We start from the raw sequence: 16094 nt of genomic DNA on the forward strand, positions 1-16094 counted from the left end.
TAAGATGGAACATAACGCCTATCATACATCTTACATCCAACGCCTTACATCCATAAACAAATCAGTGAAATCACTTCATCTGTGCAATCACTTAATATAAATAAAAATGAAACCCAATAATAAATTGTTCGAAGCTGCTTTAGTGCAAACCGCATTAAAACAATCTTTCATCAAACTCGATCCACGGGTAATGGTACGCAATCCCGTTATGTTTACGGTAGAAATAGGCACCCTGGTAATGGCTTATGTTACGGTATATTCTTTTAACCATAACGAACAAGGCTCTGCGCTATACAATTTCTTCATCTTTTTAGTGTTATTGCTTACTGTTCTCTTTGCCAATTTTGCCGAAGCCATTGCCGAAGCCAGAGGTAAAGCCCAGGCCGATAGCTTACGTAAAACGAGAGAAGAAACACCGGCAAAGGTACTTTTAAGTAACGGAGCAACCGAAATCCGATCTTCCAGCCAGCTGCAGAAAGGCGATATTTTCATCTGCGAAACTGGTGATATCATTCCAACCGATGGCGAAATTATAGAAGGTATTGCTACTATAGATGAATCGGCTATTACCGGTGAGTCTGCACCCGTGATCCGCGAATCAGGAGGTGATAAATCATCTGTAACCGGAGGAACAAAAGTACTATCAGACGAGATTAAAGTTAAGGTAAGTACTGCACCTGGCGAAAGCTTTTTAGATAAGATGATTGCCCTGGTTGAAGGTGCTTCACGCCAGAAAACACCCAACGAAATTGCCTTAACCATTCTATTGGCCAGTTTTACACTCGTGTTCATCATCGTTTGTGTTACCTTAAAACCATTCGCCGATTATGCCAATACCCCAATCACCATTGCAGCTTTAATTTCATTGTTTGTTTGCTTAATCCCAACTACAATTGGTGGTTTATTATCGGCCATTGGTATTGCCGGAATGGACAGGGCTTTAAGGGCTAATGTAATTACCAAATCGGGCAAAGCAGTAGAAACCGCAGGTGATATTGATGTGCTGCTTTTAGACAAAACCGGAACCATCACCATCGGTAACCGTAAGGCCACTAACTTCTACCCTACTGCCGGTGTAATTATTAAAGATTTTACCGATGCCTGCGTACTAAGTTCTTTGGCTGATGAAACACCTGAAGGCAAATCGATTATCGAACTGGCTGCCGAACAGGGATTCAAAAGTTTAACTACGCCCGAAGGCTCAACCTTTATCAAGTTTACAGCCGAAACACGCTCAAGCGGTTTAGATACCAAAGATGGAAGGCGCATTCGGAAAGGTGCTTTCGATTCTATCCGCAATATGGTAGAAAAAGCCGGAAATGTATTTCCTTCGGATATTGAAGACCACGTAAAAAGTATTGCCACCAATGGTGGAACACCTTTAGTAGTGGCTGAAAATGAAAAGGCACTGGGCGTAATCGAATTACAGGACATTATTAAACCCGGTATTAGCGAGCGTTTCGAACGTTTACGTAAAATGGGCGTTAAAACGGTAATGGTTACAGGCGATAATCCACTAACTGCCAAATACATTGCCGAAAAAGCAGGTGTAGATGATTTTATAGCCGAGGCAAAACCCGAAGATAAAATGAACTACATTAAAGATGAACAAGCTTTGGGTAAACTGGTGGCCATGATGGGCGACGGCACAAACGATGCCCCTGCCCTTGCGCAAGCAGATGTTGGTGTAGCCATGAACAGTGGAACACAGGCAGCAAAAGAAGCCGGAAACATGGTCGATCTGGATAACGACCCAACCAAGTTAATCGAGATTGTGGAAATTGGTAAACAGCTCTTAATTACCCGCGGTACGTTAACTACTTTCTCAATCGCTAACGATGTGGCCAAATATTTTGCCATTGTACCAGCGCTGTTTATTGCTTCCATACCGGCATTACAAAGCTTAAATATTATGGGACTGCATACACCAGAAAGCGCAATCATGTCGGCTGTGATTTTCAATGCCATTATCATTCCGATTTTAATTCCGCTTGCTTTAAAAGGTGTAGCCTACAAACCAATTGGAGCTACGGCACTGCTCCGCAGAAACCTTTTTATTTATGGCATAGGAGGAGTTGTAGCACCATTTATCGGCATCAAAATAATTGATTTAATGGTAGGCATATTTATATAAACCTGTGTTCTCTATTAAATCTGAAAAATCATTATAAAAATCTGTGTAATCACATACATCATGAAAAAGTACATCATACAATCTTTACGCTTAACCTTAGTATTAATCGTATTATTATGCATCATTTATCCAATCGGAATTGCGCTTGCAGGTAAACTTGCAAAAGGAAACGGTGGAGGTGAAAAAATCACCAAAAACGGAAAAACAGTTGGTTATGCCCTGCTTGGTCAATCGTTTACCAAACCCGAATATTTTTGGGGCAGACCATCGGCTGTAGCTTACAATGCAGCAGGCTCTGCTGGTTCGAACAAAGGTCCATCCAATCCCGATTATTTAAAAGATGTTCAATCGAGAATTGATACGCTATTAAAATACAATCCCGGATTGAAAAAATCAGCTATCCCGGCCGATATGGTTACTGCATCGGGTAGTGGCTTAGATCCGAATATTTCAGAGCAGGGAGCTGCCATACAAATCGCCAGAGTAGCCAAAGCCAGAAAAATAGATGAGAAAAAAATAAAAGAGCTGGTAGCCATGAACACTTTAAAACCACTGATGGGCTTATTTGGTCCATCATCGGTAAATGTATTAAAGTTAAATCTTGCTTTGGATAACTTGTAAACAGCTATCAAAGTCATTCCTTGCTTGATCCCATAGCTATTGGATGGGGATCGCAAAGCGCATTTATAGTATTAAGATTCCCGCCTGCGCGGGAATGACGAACAGCTTTAATCTGTGTAATCAATAAATCAGTGTAATCATCTCATGAAAAAATTCATCACCCTTATAACAACATTAACTGCTGCACTTACTGCAACTGCACAAAACGAACCGAAGGTTAAATTCTCGGGGTATTTGGAAACCTATTACGGTTACGATTTCAATAAACCAGCCGATCACAACCGTCCGGGATTTATATACTCGCACAACAGGGCAAACGAAGTAAATCTGAATTTAGTTTTTATTAAAGCAGCTTACGATAGCGGAAACATCCGTGCTAACCTGGCTGTAATGGCAGGCACTTATGCCAACGCTAACCTATCGGCCGAACCTGGGGTATTAAAAAACATCTTTGAAGCCAATGCAGGGGTTAAATTATCGAAAACAGAAAACCTATGGATTGATGCCGGGGTATTCGCCTCGCATATTGGCTTTGAAAGTGCTGTTTCGAAAGATTGCTGGGTGCTCACCCGAAATATAGCATCAGAAAATACGCCCTATTACGAATCTGGTGCTAAAGTGACCTACGGCACCCAGGATGGAAAATTTACTGCGACCCTACTCTACCTAAATGAATGGCAAAGAATTACCCGTGCTTCTGGCAACAACAAACCTGCTGGCGGCTTACAATTAACCTGGAAACCTATCGGTAAAATAACGGTAAACTACAGCAACTACCTGGGTACCGAAGGTGCAGATTCGGTTCGTGTAAACCGTTTTTACCACAATGTATATGGTATTTTTCAGCTAACAGATAAATTTGGTGTTACATTAGGTTTCGATTATGGCACACAACAAAAGGTTAAAGGTAGTAGCGATAAAAACGAAGTGATTTCACCAGTGGCCATTGCGCAATACAAATTTGCCGATAAATGGGCCATTGCCGGAAGGTTTGAGTATTACGACGATAAAAATGGGATCTTTATTGCTACCGGAACACCAAATGGTTTTAAAACCAAAGGATATTCGCTCAATCTCGATTACGCACCAATACCAAATGCAGTAATCAGGTTAGAAGGTAAAACTTTTGATAGTAAGGATAAAATTTTTAACCGCGAAGGCAACGCGGTAAATGCCAATACCAGCTTAACGGCAAGTATAGCTGTAGCGTTTTAAGTAAACCGTATCATCCTATTGCTTAGCGGTAGGATGATATTAAATTTCAAAGGAAATGAAACTATATATCGAAATCTTATTTAGCATACTGCTTTTGGGCAGTGGCATTTTCTTTTTGGTTTTAAAGCACCGCAAAAAAACCGAAAAACTCAAGCGGCTTTATGCCCGGTTAAGTAACAATAAAAAGGAAATAGTGCTTGCCATGCAAAGGGCCAAACTGTACAAACTGGTAATGATCCTTTCAGGTGTATTTCTTTTCACCGTGTGCGTATGCGTACTGGTAAACGAACACATTATCGCTATAACATGGTAAGGCTAAAATAAATTCCAACACCCATTTTACAACTTACATCATTCAACATGTCAGAAAAAGAAGATTCGGTTAAACACTTCCTCGAACTGATTAAAAAATCGAGAAGAGGAAAACTCAAAATCTATATTGGGATGAGCGCCGGTGTGGGCAAAACCTACCGGATGCTGCAGGAAGCCCAAGCCCTCTTACGTGGTGGTATTGATGTTTGTATAGGCTACGTAGAAACACATAAAAGGGTCGAAACCGAAGCTCTAGTAGCCGGTTTACCCTTAATTGCACGCAAAAATATCTTTTACCGGGGTAAGGAAATAAATGAAATGGACCTTCAGGGCATTTTAAACCGCCATCCCGAAATTGTGGTAGTCGATGAACTGGCGCATACCAATGTAGAAGGCAGCAAAAATACCAAACGCTGGCAGGATGTTTTCGATTTGCTCGAAGCAGGTATCAGTGTTATTTCGGCGGTTAATATCCAGCATTTAGAAAGTATAAACGAAGAGGTAGAACAAATTACAGGCGTTCAGATTACCGAACGCATCCCCGATAAAATACTGCAAATTGCCGATGAAATTGTAAATATCGATTTAACGGCAGATGAATTGGTTACACGTTTAAAAGAAGGTAAAATTTACGATAAAACGAAGATTGAAAGTGCGCTGGGCAACTTTTTTCAGGCCGATAAAATTTTACAGTTACGCGAACTGGCCCTTAAAGAAGTAGTGCATCAGGTTGAAAGAAAAATACAAACCGAAATTCCTAAATCCATTAAACTTCGTCCCGAACGTTTTTTAGCCTGCATTTCCTCAAATGCCGAAACCGCAGGTGTGGTAATTAGAAAAACAGCGCGACTAGCCTCCTACTACCGTTCGCCCTGGATTGTTTTGTATGTGCAGAGCGATGCAGAAAGTTTAGACCGCATAAAACTGGATAAACAGCGCCATTTGATCAACCATTTTAAGCTGGCAACAGAACTGGGTGCCGAAGTAATTAAAATAAAAAGCAACCAGATTACGCAGACCATTATTAATACGGCAACAGAGAAAGAAATTACCACCATTTGCATCGGTAAACCCCATTTAAATATTTTTCAGGTGATACTCCGAACAGCAATTTTTAATCAATTGTTGCGTAATTTAGCCAGTCAGGAAATAGATCTGGTCATACTATCTTAAAGCTTATTTAACCAAAGAGTACACAAACAAAAGACACAGAGCTGGCGCTAAATACTTTAAGTGTGCTGCGAAAAACTTGATGTCCCCTGTGGTAAAACTAAAAAAATAATGTCATGAAAATAAAAACCAAGCTCCGCCTCGGATTCGGCTTTCTCTTTATCATTGTCTTATCCTTCGGCTTAATTGCCTTATTCTTCCTGAACGAACTTTCAGATAAATCAAAAATGATTTTGAAAGATAATTACAAATCATTGCAATATGTAGCGGCCATGCGTAAGGTTATTGATGAAAGCCACTTTCCGTTAGGCGAACCACAACGTTTAACATTTGTAGAAAATTTAAACAACGAAAGCCAGAATATTACTGAACAAGGCGAGAAAATCGCTTTCCTAAAGCTCGAAAGCGCTTATAAAAGTTTAAACACTGCAGTTAATGAAAACAGTCTAAAAAATTTACGTACCGCCCTGCACGATATAGAGCGGGTAAACCTGACTGCCATTTACGATAAAAATGAGCGTGCCAACGAAACCTCATCAAGGGCTAATCTTTACATCATGATAGCGGCTACGCTCAGCTTTATTATACTGTTTACGTTTATTGTCAATTTTCCGGGCTTTGTAGCCAATCCATTGGCCGAATTTGGTGCTGCCATTAAACAGATTGGTCGCAAAAACTATAAACAGCGCCTGCATTTCGAAAACGATGATGAATTTACAGAACTGGCCGATTCATTTAATGGCATGGTAATCAAGTTAAATGAATGGGAAAACAGTAATTTATCGACCATTAAATCAGAAAAATTACGCATTGAAGCCATTATCGCACAAATGCAGGATGCCATTATCGGTTTAAACGAAAAAGGTGAGGTACTTTTCTTAAACCATCTGGCGGCAAAGCTGATGGGCTTGGATGAAGATAAAATCATTGGGCAGAATGTGGCAGAGCTCATTCAAAAGAACGAATTACTTAAACGGATTATTAAACCCGATACCGACGAGTCTACCTTAAAAATTTATGCTGATGATAAAGAGTCTTATTTCCAGCTCGAAAATCGCGAAATTATTATTCCCAATTATGAAGAGCAGGAAGAAAACACTTTAATTTCAGCTACAAAATCTGCGGGTAGCGTATATATCCTCAAAAACATCACCCAGTTTAAAGAGCTTGATGAGGCCAAAACTAATTTTATTGCCACTGTTTCTCACGAATTAAAAACACCTCTATCATCGATTAAAATGAGTTTAAAACTGCTGAATGATGAGCGTGTAGGCGGCATGAACGAAGAACAGCACGAGTTGCTCACCCACATTAAAGAAGATAGCGACAGGCTTTTAAAAATCACCAGCGAGTTACTGGATCTCTCACAGGTGGAAACCGGAAACCTGAAACTTAGCTTTGCCATTACCAGTCCGGAGGCTATTGTGCAATACGCTGTTGATGCTGTCAAATTTCAGGCGGAACAAAAGTCTATCCAATTAACTTTAAACTGCGATCAAAATCTGCCCAATGTATATGCCGATATCCAGAAAACGGCTTGGGTAATGGTTAACTTCTTATCCAATGCCTTGCGTTATAGCGCCGAAAAATCGAAAGTGATTATCGATGTTTTCCAAAAAGATGACTTTATCCAGTTTTCGGTTCAGGATTTTGGAAAAGGTATAGAAGAAAAATATCAGAAACGTTTGTTCGATCGCTATTTTCAGGTACCAACAGATGGGCAGAACAAATCGGGCTCTGGACTGGGATTGGCCATTTCAAAAGATTTTATAGAAGCAGAACAAGGTAAAATATGGGTGGTAAGTGCCATTGGTGAGGGAAGTAAATTTTGTTTTGCTTTGCCGATCGTGGCGTAGTCAGTTGTGCTCCTCAAAGCAAAGCTTATTCATTTTTCACTACAGCGCACACAAACTTACACAGAGGAAAAGAGTAAAATGTAAGATGGAAAACCTACCTTAGCGCTTGCGCTCGTTTCTAACGAGTGCTTAAAAACAAAGCGATTTTATCGCATTGCACACCAAATGCTTAGTGCCTTCCGTTATACAATATAAGGTTCCATTTCCTTATCAATGCTTTTACGCAGCTCCATTAGTTTAATGGCATAGCCGTGCATGGCGATTTCCTTGTCTGTTTTGGGTTTAAATTCTGGTATACGTTCCGGATTCCCATTATCATTTACTGCTACAAAAACAATAATACAGTGGGTGTTTTTCACAAAATCACTTTTCCCTACAGGTTTCGAGTAAGCATCAACAGCAATGTGCATACTCGTTTTACCTGTGTAAATAATCCGTGCGTCCATTTTTACCAAATGGCCAATGTGCACCGGATGAAAAAAACGGATACCACCAACATATACCGTTACACAATATGATTGGCTCCACTGTAAGGCACAGGCAAAAGCCGCCTGATCAATCCACTTCATCATCATCCCCCCATGTACTTTACCGCCGTAATTTACGTCTGAGGGTTCGCTTAAAAACTGAAGTTCGATATGATTTTTGGGTCGTGCCATTTTGATAATATTTTAGAAGGTTTGGTTGTTATGTCGCTAATATATTACAAAATCACTAACAAATACAGAAAATCATGATATTTATCATAATTATTTAACCAAAACATAACAACAGCTTAAATCGACACACAAAAACACATAAACACAAATAAAAAACCGAATAAAACTCACAAAACACCTATAAAAAACAATTAGCAAACGTATTTTACATCCAAACAATTCATCACAAACAAAAAACACAGACAGGAATATCCCATCTGTGTTAATCCCAGCCTGAACGGCCGGACAGGTGTAGCTATCTGTGGCAAAAAAAATTGCCTATGTTAATTGTATTAAGTGTAAGTTGCTACCAACCGACACCAATGGAAATTATTTCGCGATAACGCTAATTGCATAGCCCCACCCGGTGCACAATATTGGCTAAGTTTGCTTTTGCTGGTTACTTCTATTTTACGAATGGTATAAGCTTTTGGGTTGGTTTCATAATGTGCATCCTTCGCATCAGCATAAATGGTTGCGATATATTTTTTACCAGCATCTAAAAAGCTGAAATCTATTTTCGAAGTACGCGCAACCTCATCATTGGTACGACCAACAAACCAGTTATTTTTTCCTTTTGCCTTACGCGCAAAAGTAATGTAATCGCCAGGCTCTGCTTCAAGCACTTTCGTATCATCCCAGTCTACAGCCACATCCTTAATAAACTGGAAAGCATCCATATATTTATTATAGGTTTCGGGTAAATCGGCAGCCATTTGTAGCGGACTATACATGGTAACATACAGCGCCAGCTGACGTGCCAGAGTACTGTGTACAAATGAAGTATTTTCAGCATTATAAGCACCTACCTTAGTCTCGAAAATTCCAGGCGTGTAATCCATCGGCCCACCAATTAAACGTGTAAAAGGCAAAATAGTGGTATGGTCGGCATTGTTACCGCCAAAGGCTTCATACTCTGTACCACGGGCCGATTCGTTACCGATTAAATTCGGGAAAGTACGTGCCAAACCTGTTGGTCTTACTGCCTCGTGTGCATTAACCATAATTTTATATTCGGCCGCTTTCTGGATAGCATACAAATAATGGTTGTTTAACCATTGGCCGTAGTGGTGCTCTCCTCTCGGAATCATATTACCCACATAACCACTTTTTACGGCATCATAACCATTTGCTTTCATAAACTTGTAGGCCGTATCTAAATGGCGCTCGTAGTTACGTACCGATGAAGAGGTTTCATGGTGCATAATCATTTTAATCCCCTTACTTGCTGCGTAACGGTGTAGTTCCTGCACATCAAAATCAGGGTATGGCGTTACAAAATCGAAAACATAATCTTTGGTTTTACCAAACCAGTCTTCCCAACCTTCGTTCCATCCTTCAACCAAAACCGCATCCAAACCATTTTTAGCAGCAAAATCGATGTACTCTTTTACATGCGCGGTATTGGCAGCATGTTTTCCATTCGGTTTGGTTTTAGCATAATCGATTACACCCAGCTGTACACTGGTTAAATCGTTATATGCCCAGGTACTTTTTCCGGTAATCATTTCCCACCAAACACCAACATACTTGATTGGCTTAATCCACGATACATCTTTAAATTTGGTGGGTTCGTTTAAATTATAGGTTAACTTTGAAGTTAAAATATCGCCTGCTTTATCGCTCACAATAATGGTACGCCATGGCGATTGACAAGGTGCCTGCATATAGCCTTTATCGCCGACTGCATCTGGCGTTAACCACGATTCTAAAACCATATTTTTATCATCAAGGTTTAACGACATTAACGAGTAATTAATCAAAGCGGCTTCGTGAATGTTAATGTACAAGCCGTCTTTGCTTTTCATCATCAAAGGTGTTTGCAAACCTGTAGGCGAAAAAGTAGTTTGTGATGCATTGGGTGTAACTGCAGCTTTCATTTTGCCGCGCACTTCTGATAAGTTGGAAGTTACGATGCTGTATTCCTGGGTATCGTAATCACCTGGCAACCAGAAGGCTTTATGATCGCCGGCCAGCGCAAACTGGGTTTTTTCTTCTTTAATTACAAAATAATCGAGGTTTTTCTGTTCCGGAAACTCATACCTGAAACCCAAACCATCATTAAATAAGCGCATGCGCACTATAATAAAGCGATTGCTTTCCTTTTGAGTTAAGGTAACGGCAAGTTCATTGTAATGGTTTATAATTTCTTTTACCTCGCCCCAAACTGGTTTCCAGGTTTCGTTAAATGTACTGGTCTTGGTGTCAGTTACAGCAAAACCGTTCATTAAAGATTTGCCATCTTTAAGTGCTAAACCAAGCTTGCTGGTTTTAATAACGTCTTTTCCCTTGTACTTTAAGCTATAGGTAGGTACTCCCCCTTCAGCCAAAGCAAAGCTGGCTACCAGATTGCCATCCGGCGACTTTAGTCCTTCTCCGGGAACGTTCCCGAAAACATCCCCAAAAAATAGCAAAGCACATATTAAAGTAAGGATTATAGAGCGGTTAATGGATTGGTTTGGTTTCTTATTCATGCTATCATTTATTTATTATTACTATTTATATCGCATTAGAACTTACAGGTTTTGATTGCGCTAATACTAAAAACGAATTTAATTAAATACATTTTATATCTGGCAACACTCCAAACGTATTTAATTAAATACAAATCAAATCTCGCAATACTCCAGATATATTTAATCAGATGCTAACCGGCTCTCGTTTGAGACAAATCAATTCAAATAAGAACCCATTTATCTTTAATCAGGTTAATAGTTTCAAAACAAAGATGATTAGGTTCAATCAACTTGCTTTGCACTTATGCAAACCAGTGTTTTTAGTATCTGCTTATTTGATTCTAATCCAGAAGCAATGTTTCATCCTCATCTGTTAAACTCAACTGAATGCTATCGCTACCGGCAATTCCTTCAATAGAACCACGAATGTGCGTTGCATTTAAAAGCACCTTTTCGAGTTGTTTTTCGCGGGCTTTCCATAAACGCTCCATCGCATCGCGCTCACGCTGAATGGATAATTTCATACTCATAAAACCTTCGCGAATAGCTTTCCACTGCTCCGAAAACTCTACTCCGGTTAAATAGTCGTACAACATGTGCATCTTATCTCCCCTGTTTTCCTGCGATTTCATAGCACTCGATAAACGCAGGATTCCATCGCGTAAAACAAAGGCTACGGCATTTACTTCTTCAAAAGAGCAAATCCAAACCCCATCGCGCTGGCCAAAGCTCGTCATGCCTTTAGGGTAACACTGGCTTACAATCACTGCCACGTCTATCCCCATGCTGCGCATGTCTTTTTTCAGTTTCTCAATCCAGTCGCCACCAAAGTCTTTGGTACGTTTACTTTCATATATAATTTTACCGCATTCTTGTCCGAACTGGTTACGTACTACCTGCACACAATCGGCGCCACGTACACCTTTACCTACTTCCTCAATTAAATCGAAAGGGAAATTGCTGCGCAACAGTTCCTCCAAAATCAGTTCCTGTACCTCGCCTTGTAACTGCATACTCCCCTGTTCGGCTTTACGCTTCATTTCTTCAGCAAGCTTTTTCTGGTCATCAAGCTGTTTTTCGAGTTCTTTTAACCGTAATTGGTGCTCTGTTTCTTTAATGCTGTTTTTTTCGGCTTCCTGCTTTCTAATCTGCTCTACCAGTTCGTTTCGCTGTTCTTGCATTTTACGCTGAAAGGCCAGTTCCATTTCTTCCTCTTTCAGTTTCAGGCTTTGCTCGCGTCTTAAAAATTCCAATTCCTTCTCCCGGGCAAGCTTTAACTTTTCTTCATTATCTTTTGCATTACCCTCCAGCATTTGAAGTTTAGTTTCAAAATCGGCAGCAATACTCTTGCGCAGGTTGCCTTCCAAATCATCTTTCAGTTTAAGCTTTTCTTCGGCAAGTTTAACATCAAAAGCTCTCAGCTGCTGTTGTTTTTCTGATTCTAAAACCTGCAGCTTACGTTGATATTCTTCATCCTTCTGTCTTGCATAAGCAGCCGCTTTCTCACGTAACTCCTTTTTATAATCTTCGGCCATAGCTTCTTCCATCGGAAAAACATGGGCACAGTTGGGGCATTTTATTTCAGTAGGCATAAGTATTTTCTTTACTCGGGAAGAAACCAGAGGGATACAAAGATATTAAAGCTTTTTATCAATGTGTAAACGAGTTTTACACCGTGGGCGCTAAAGCACTTTCGATCTTATTTCGTGTCCTGCGGCCAAAATCTTGCTCACCGGACATTTTGTTGCAATATCTTCCAGTCTTACTTTTTGCTCTTCGGTAAGTACGCCCAGGCAAGTAATCTCCTCAAAGAAAATAGTCTCACCATTTTCAGTATCAATATTAACTTCCACTTCAATCCGGTCAACAGGCCAGCCTTTTCTGTCAATATACATTCTCAAAGTAATGGCTACGCACGAGGCTAGCGAAGCCATCAGCAAGCCCTTTGGCGCAAACCCTTTATGTGTACCACCATATTCCAGCGGTTCGTCGGCTATAATTTCGTGTGATCCATTGCTTACCGAGCATGCATAGTGCTCCCTGTTTATTGTCGCTTTTACCATATCGTACTAACTATTAAAAATGCTAAACTTAACAAATATTTCCTGATTGAAATAACGCCAAAACATTACAGGCTTACTTAGGTGGGTTATTTTTTTCGAAAAGCAGGATCCTGTAACAACATTTAAACAAATGTTATTCATTTTTTTTGACGGACATACTTTTAGCTATTTTTCTGAAACATTCTTTCATTGTATTTGTTACTTTTCGAAATGCGATGTTATGAAATACAGAAAGTTAATCGGAAAATATTTAACGCAAAAATCGAACAACAATGTTCAAATCGCACTTGCATTAGTAGCAGGTTTAGCGGCAGGTGCTGTAATTAGTGTTTTATTTGCCCCTGATAGCGGCGCTGGTACCCGTGGGAAAATTGCAGGCAAGGCTAAAAACCTACGCTATGGTTTCCAGGATAAATATAATCTTTTAAAAGAGAAGGTTTTCGGCGTAGAGGCAATAGAAGAAGATATCGTTGAACATGAAGTTCCTCATTTTAGACAAAAAATAGAAAAAAAACGCAAATCTGATGTGAAAGAAATATTAGATGATGCGTACAAAAACGGGCAGGTACAGGAAGGACAGGGATAATTACGCAAACATAGATTAAAATCTTAGTTTTGCAGCAATAGCTGCAGCCCATGATTTTTATCCTGTCAAAAATTCTTTTATACTTAATCAAGCCGTTCCTTTGGTTTTGTATTCTACTTATCCTTAGTTTTTTTGCTAAAAAGGATAAAACCCGTAAGCATTTAGGCACCGCTGCAATAGTGGTGCTTTTATTTTTTTCAAACGCTTTTCTGGCTAACCAGGTAGTTAAGTTATACGAGCCTCCCTATCCTGCACAAAAGGAAAGCTATGATGTGGCTATTGTGCTGGGTGGCTTTTCGGGGATAAACAAGCGGAATAACGAAATAAAGTTTAACGGAAGCAATGATCGCCTGTTCCAGACCTTATCACTCTACCGCCAAGGCCGGATAAAAAAAATATTGATTAGTAGTGGCAATGCCAACCTGATTAACAACAAGGTTAAAGAAGCAGATCTGGTTAAAAAATTCCTGCACGAAATCTGCATTCCCGACAGTGCAGTCTTCATCGAAAACCAAAGCAGAAATACCATCGAAAATGCGAAGTTTAGCCTTGCACTCATTAAAAAGAGTATGCCTCAGGCTAAAATTGTAGTGGTTACCAGTGCGTGGCATATCCCTAGGGCCAGGCTTATTTTCAACCGACAGGCTCAACAGAAGCTCAGCTATTATCCTACCGATTTCAGAGGCAGTACCGAATCTGGCCTCAACGACTTACTAATACCCAGTGTATCGGCATTTGGTACCTGGGAAATGTTGTTTAAAGAGTGGATTGGTTTTCTGGTCGACTACTTTCGTAGCTGACCCTTTAGAACTGCCTCTTTCATAGAAGTGCAAACAGCTTCTTGGCATTTGCCAAAACTCATACACATGTATGATTTAGCATAGTATTTTAAATTTTACTTATTAAGTATGTTTATAATTACATTATATGTATATATTTATGTCGTAAAATTACATTTAAAATTATGCTCACTAAAGAAAAACAAACTCAAAAATTTTATTGGCTTAAGTATGAGATTAGCGCTATCCAATCTTTGATCTTAAACTCTCCGGGAATCGATCAATTTGTATTCTGCTATTTTTTTCCCGATACCCATAAAAAAGATAAACCTTTACAGCTGATTGCCTACGGTTACATGGCCGACACTAATCAATACAGCAGTTATTTCGACAAGCTGGAGGTGTACAACAACAGTGCGCTTGATCTGAGTGGCCCGATCATCATGAGTAATAACATCATTTCTCTGGCCAATATCCAGTTACTCATTAACACAGCTGATGCCAATGGCGATAAACCCGATTATCTCGTATTTATCCCCAATGTAGCGCAGGGACACGTGTTCTACAACGTAAAAAGGTTTAGAAGAATTGATACCGGAGATGTAGAGTTGCTATACAACAACGGTCTCGATCCAATTGAAACCAATCCTTCGCCACCGGCAACAATACACTAATTCAATAACCCTAATCTCGGATGCTAAAAATATTCCAATTTGTTCTCGATTGGTCTGAAGTATGGGCACTATTTATCCCAATAACCATATTAATGCTTAAGAAACAACCAGCAAAACTTACGCTGGTTGTTTCTTATATGTGGGCTGCACTGATCATCAATCTGGCAATAGACCTCGTTTGGAAATTCAGGATACTGTTGCCTTCAGCATATAATTCCAACAATTTTCTTTACAATCTACATTCAGTAGTGCGTTTTTATCTGTTCAGTGCATTTTTCATCCATCTCCACCAACCTTTCCTGGTTACCGTTAAAAAAATCGTGCCTATCGGTTTTACACTTTTTATTATTATCAACTTTACTTTTTTCGAGAACTTTTTCGATTACTGGAAATTCAGCAGCCGCTTACTTTCTATCGAAGCTGCGCTCCTGCTTTTTTATGTGTTACAGTATTACCTGTTTAAAATAAAAGATAGTATAGGCACAAAGATTACCAATAACGTTTTTTGGATCGTTACCGGACTAGGCGTTTTTGTAGCACTCAATTTTTTCATTTTCCTGCTGTACAATGAGCTCACCACACGTTTTCAGAGCTTTGCTATTAGCTTATGGAGCGTCCACAATATATCGTACATTATTTTCAACCTGTTTTTAGCCAAAGGTTTTTATGAATCAGGAAAATAATAAAATCACCTTGATACTGATGGCGGGTATAGCGGCTATGCTGATGCTTTTCATCAGTATTTTACTCATTTTTATTTTCATGCAGCGCAAAAAACTTCAGTATAAAATGAATTTGCAGGCCCTGCAAAATGCGCAAAAAAACCAATTAATAGCCGCAGCGGTGAGAAGCGAGGAAATAGAAAAGTTACGCATTGCCGAAGAACTTCATGATGAGGTTGGGGCTATACTCGGGGCATCGAGCTTGCACTTTTATGGAATTAACTTAGATCATTGCGACGAAATAAGCAAGGAAATGTATACCAAAAGCAAAAGTTTGCTGGATGAGGGGATCAGCAAAATCAGGGGTATATCGCATAATCTACACTCTAATATCTTACAGGAACTTGGTTTAAAAGAAGCAATTGGCCACTTTTGCGGCAAGATTGGCCATAGCAGTTTAATCAACATCAGCTTAGATCTTCAGGATAGGTACCGCACCAAAGCTACCCCTAACGACATCAGCATTTACAGGGTTATCCAGGAGTTACTCCATAACATTACCAAACATGCCAAAGCCAATCTCATCCACATCATCTCGGCCAGTACAAACAACCACCTAATCTTTACCATTACGCACAATGGTAACGGCCTTACCCAAAGTCAGTTCGAAGAACTCAGGTTTACTAAAGATGGCCTTGGTTTAAAAAACATCCAGAACAGAATGATATTGCTGAAAGCCTGTCTTAAATTTTCGCAGCATACAGACCGTTATCAGATCGAATTAAAGATACCTATTGAGAGCAGCTTACAGAATTACAAATAATTAATACAATTAAGTAGTATTAAAATGTAATTTATGCTGCCGTTT

At 39.6% G+C, this 16094-nt stretch carries 15 protein-coding genes; 11 read left to right on the forward strand and 4 right to left on the reverse strand.

Features of this window, described 5'->3' with window-relative positions; genetic code table 11:
* Positions 1-106 precede the first annotated feature (106 nt).
* The 6 genes from kdpB to G7074_RS04510 all read left to right on the forward strand — a co-directional run bounded on the left by kdpB (position 107) and on the right by G7074_RS04510 (position 7308).
* Positions 107-2134: a potassium-transporting ATPase subunit KdpB gene (gene kdpB / locus G7074_RS04485; RefSeq protein ID WP_124558771.1), complete on the forward strand. Its 2028-nt coding sequence runs from the start codon at positions 107-109 to the stop codon at positions 2132-2134.
* A gap of 60 nt (positions 2135-2194) precedes the next feature.
* Positions 2195-2755 carry a K(+)-transporting ATPase subunit C gene (locus G7074_RS04490; RefSeq protein WP_166207153.1) on the forward strand — a complete coding sequence of 187 codons (561 nt, stop codon included), beginning with the start codon at positions 2195-2197 and terminating at the stop codon, positions 2753-2755.
* A gap of 144 nt (positions 2756-2899) precedes the next feature.
* Positions 2900-3970, forward strand: a complete 1071-nt coding sequence (locus G7074_RS04495) for a porin (RefSeq protein WP_166207156.1) — start codon at positions 2900-2902, stop codon at positions 3968-3970.
* A 55-nt stretch (positions 3971-4025) separates the two neighbouring features.
* Positions 4026-4283 carry a hypothetical protein gene (locus G7074_RS04500; protein WP_124558768.1) on the forward strand — a complete coding sequence of 86 codons (258 nt, stop codon included), beginning with the start codon at positions 4026-4028 and terminating at the stop codon, positions 4281-4283.
* A gap of 47 nt (positions 4284-4330) precedes the next feature.
* A complete protein-coding gene (locus G7074_RS04505) occupies positions 4331-5455 on the forward strand; it encodes a sensor protein KdpD (protein WP_124558767.1) in 1125 nt (374 codons plus the stop codon).
* A gap of 113 nt (positions 5456-5568) precedes the next feature.
* Positions 5569-7308, forward strand: a complete 1740-nt coding sequence (locus tag G7074_RS04510) for an ATP-binding protein (protein WP_124558766.1) — start codon at positions 5569-5571, stop codon at positions 7306-7308.
* A gap of 182 nt (positions 7309-7490) precedes the next feature.
* Here G7074_RS04510 and G7074_RS04515 read toward each other — a convergent pair whose 3' ends face one another.
* From G7074_RS04515 to G7074_RS04530, 4 genes are all read right to left on the reverse strand, one after another.
* Positions 7491-7967 (reverse strand): acyl-CoA thioesterase, encoded by a 477-nt coding sequence (locus G7074_RS04515; protein ID WP_124558765.1) that lies wholly within the window; start codon positions 7965-7967, stop codon positions 7491-7493.
* Positions 7968-8299: 332 nt separating this feature from the next.
* On the reverse strand, positions 8300-10480 hold the full coding sequence (locus tag G7074_RS04520) for a glycoside hydrolase family 97 protein (protein ID WP_166207159.1): 2181 nt from the start codon (positions 10478-10480) through the stop codon (positions 8300-8302).
* Positions 10481-10803: 323 nt separating this feature from the next.
* Positions 10804-12054: a DUF2130 domain-containing protein gene (locus tag G7074_RS04525; RefSeq protein WP_124558764.1), complete on the reverse strand. Its 1251-nt coding sequence runs from the start codon at positions 12052-12054 to the stop codon at positions 10804-10806.
* A gap of 90 nt (positions 12055-12144) precedes the next feature.
* Positions 12145-12525 carry an OsmC family protein gene (locus G7074_RS04530; RefSeq protein WP_124558763.1) on the reverse strand — a complete coding sequence of 127 codons (381 nt, stop codon included), beginning with the start codon at positions 12523-12525 and terminating at the stop codon, positions 12145-12147.
* A gap of 220 nt (positions 12526-12745) precedes the next feature.
* Between G7074_RS04530 and G7074_RS04535 the strand changes: the two genes are divergently transcribed.
* The 5 genes from G7074_RS04535 to G7074_RS04555 all read left to right on the forward strand — a co-directional run bounded on the left by G7074_RS04535 (position 12746) and on the right by G7074_RS04555 (position 16049).
* Positions 12746-13111: a YtxH domain-containing protein gene (locus G7074_RS04535; protein WP_124558762.1), complete on the forward strand. Its 366-nt coding sequence runs from the start codon at positions 12746-12748 to the stop codon at positions 13109-13111.
* Positions 13112-13161: 50 nt separating this feature from the next.
* Positions 13162-13911 carry a YdcF family protein gene (locus G7074_RS04540; RefSeq protein WP_124558761.1) on the forward strand — a complete coding sequence of 250 codons (750 nt, stop codon included), beginning with the start codon at positions 13162-13164 and terminating at the stop codon, positions 13909-13911.
* Positions 13912-14075: 164 nt separating this feature from the next.
* Positions 14076-14564, forward strand: coding sequence for a hypothetical protein (locus G7074_RS04545; RefSeq protein WP_124558760.1), 489 nt, complete (start codon positions 14076-14078; stop codon positions 14562-14564).
* A gap of 20 nt (positions 14565-14584) precedes the next feature.
* On the forward strand, positions 14585-15247 hold the full coding sequence (locus tag G7074_RS04550) for a hypothetical protein (RefSeq protein ID WP_166207162.1): 663 nt from the start codon (positions 14585-14587) through the stop codon (positions 15245-15247).
* The gene (locus tag G7074_RS04555; RefSeq protein WP_124558758.1) at positions 15231-16049 is read left to right on the forward strand and encodes a sensor histidine kinase; all 819 of its coding nucleotides are present in this window, start codon (positions 15231-15233) and stop codon (positions 16047-16049) included. Before G7074_RS04550 ends, G7074_RS04555 begins: the two co-directional genes overlap by 17 nt.
* Positions 16050-16094 lie beyond the last annotated feature (45 nt).

Source organism: Pedobacter sp. HDW13 (assembly GCF_011303555.1).
In the GTDB taxonomy this organism is placed as follows: Bacteria; Bacteroidota; Bacteroidia; order Sphingobacteriales; family Sphingobacteriaceae; genus Pedobacter.

Excerpts from the sequence above, each read along its gene's own strand:
- kdpB (WP_124558771.1), top strand. The coding sequence starts at position 107 with ATGAAACCCAATAATAAATTGTTCGAAGCTGCTTTAGTGCAAACCGCA.
- G7074_RS04490 (WP_166207153.1), top strand. The coding sequence starts at position 2,195 with ATGAAAAAGTACATCATACAATCTTTACGCTTAACCTTAGTATTAATC.
- G7074_RS04495 (WP_166207156.1), top strand. The coding sequence starts at position 2,900 with ATGAAAAAATTCATCACCCTTATAACAACATTAACTGCTGCACTTACT.
- G7074_RS04500 (WP_124558768.1), top strand. The coding sequence starts at position 4,026 with ATGAAACTATATATCGAAATCTTATTTAGCATACTGCTTTTGGGCAGT.
- G7074_RS04505 (WP_124558767.1), top strand. The coding sequence starts at position 4,331 with ATGTCAGAAAAAGAAGATTCGGTTAAACACTTCCTCGAACTGATTAAA.
- G7074_RS04510 (WP_124558766.1), top strand. The coding sequence starts at position 5,569 with ATGAAAATAAAAACCAAGCTCCGCCTCGGATTCGGCTTTCTCTTTATC.
- G7074_RS04515 (WP_124558765.1), bottom strand. The coding sequence starts at position 7,967 with ATGGCACGACCCAAAAATCATATCGAACTTCAGTTTTTAAGCGAACCC.
- G7074_RS04520 (WP_166207159.1), bottom strand. The coding sequence starts at position 10,480 with ATGAATAAGAAACCAAACCAATCCATTAACCGCTCTATAATCCTTACT.
- G7074_RS04525 (WP_124558764.1), bottom strand. The coding sequence starts at position 12,054 with ATGCCTACTGAAATAAAATGCCCCAACTGTGCCCATGTTTTTCCGATG.
- G7074_RS04530 (WP_124558763.1), bottom strand. The coding sequence starts at position 12,525 with ATGGTAAAAGCGACAATAAACAGGGAGCACTATGCATGCTCGGTAAGC.
- G7074_RS04535 (WP_124558762.1), top strand. The coding sequence starts at position 12,746 with ATGAAATACAGAAAGTTAATCGGAAAATATTTAACGCAAAAATCGAAC.
- G7074_RS04540 (WP_124558761.1), top strand. The coding sequence starts at position 13,162 with ATGATTTTTATCCTGTCAAAAATTCTTTTATACTTAATCAAGCCGTTC.
- G7074_RS04545 (WP_124558760.1), top strand. The coding sequence starts at position 14,076 with ATGCTCACTAAAGAAAAACAAACTCAAAAATTTTATTGGCTTAAGTAT.
- G7074_RS04550 (WP_166207162.1), top strand. The coding sequence starts at position 14,585 with ATGCTAAAAATATTCCAATTTGTTCTCGATTGGTCTGAAGTATGGGCA.
- G7074_RS04555 (WP_124558758.1), top strand. The coding sequence starts at position 15,231 with ATGAATCAGGAAAATAATAAAATCACCTTGATACTGATGGCGGGTATA.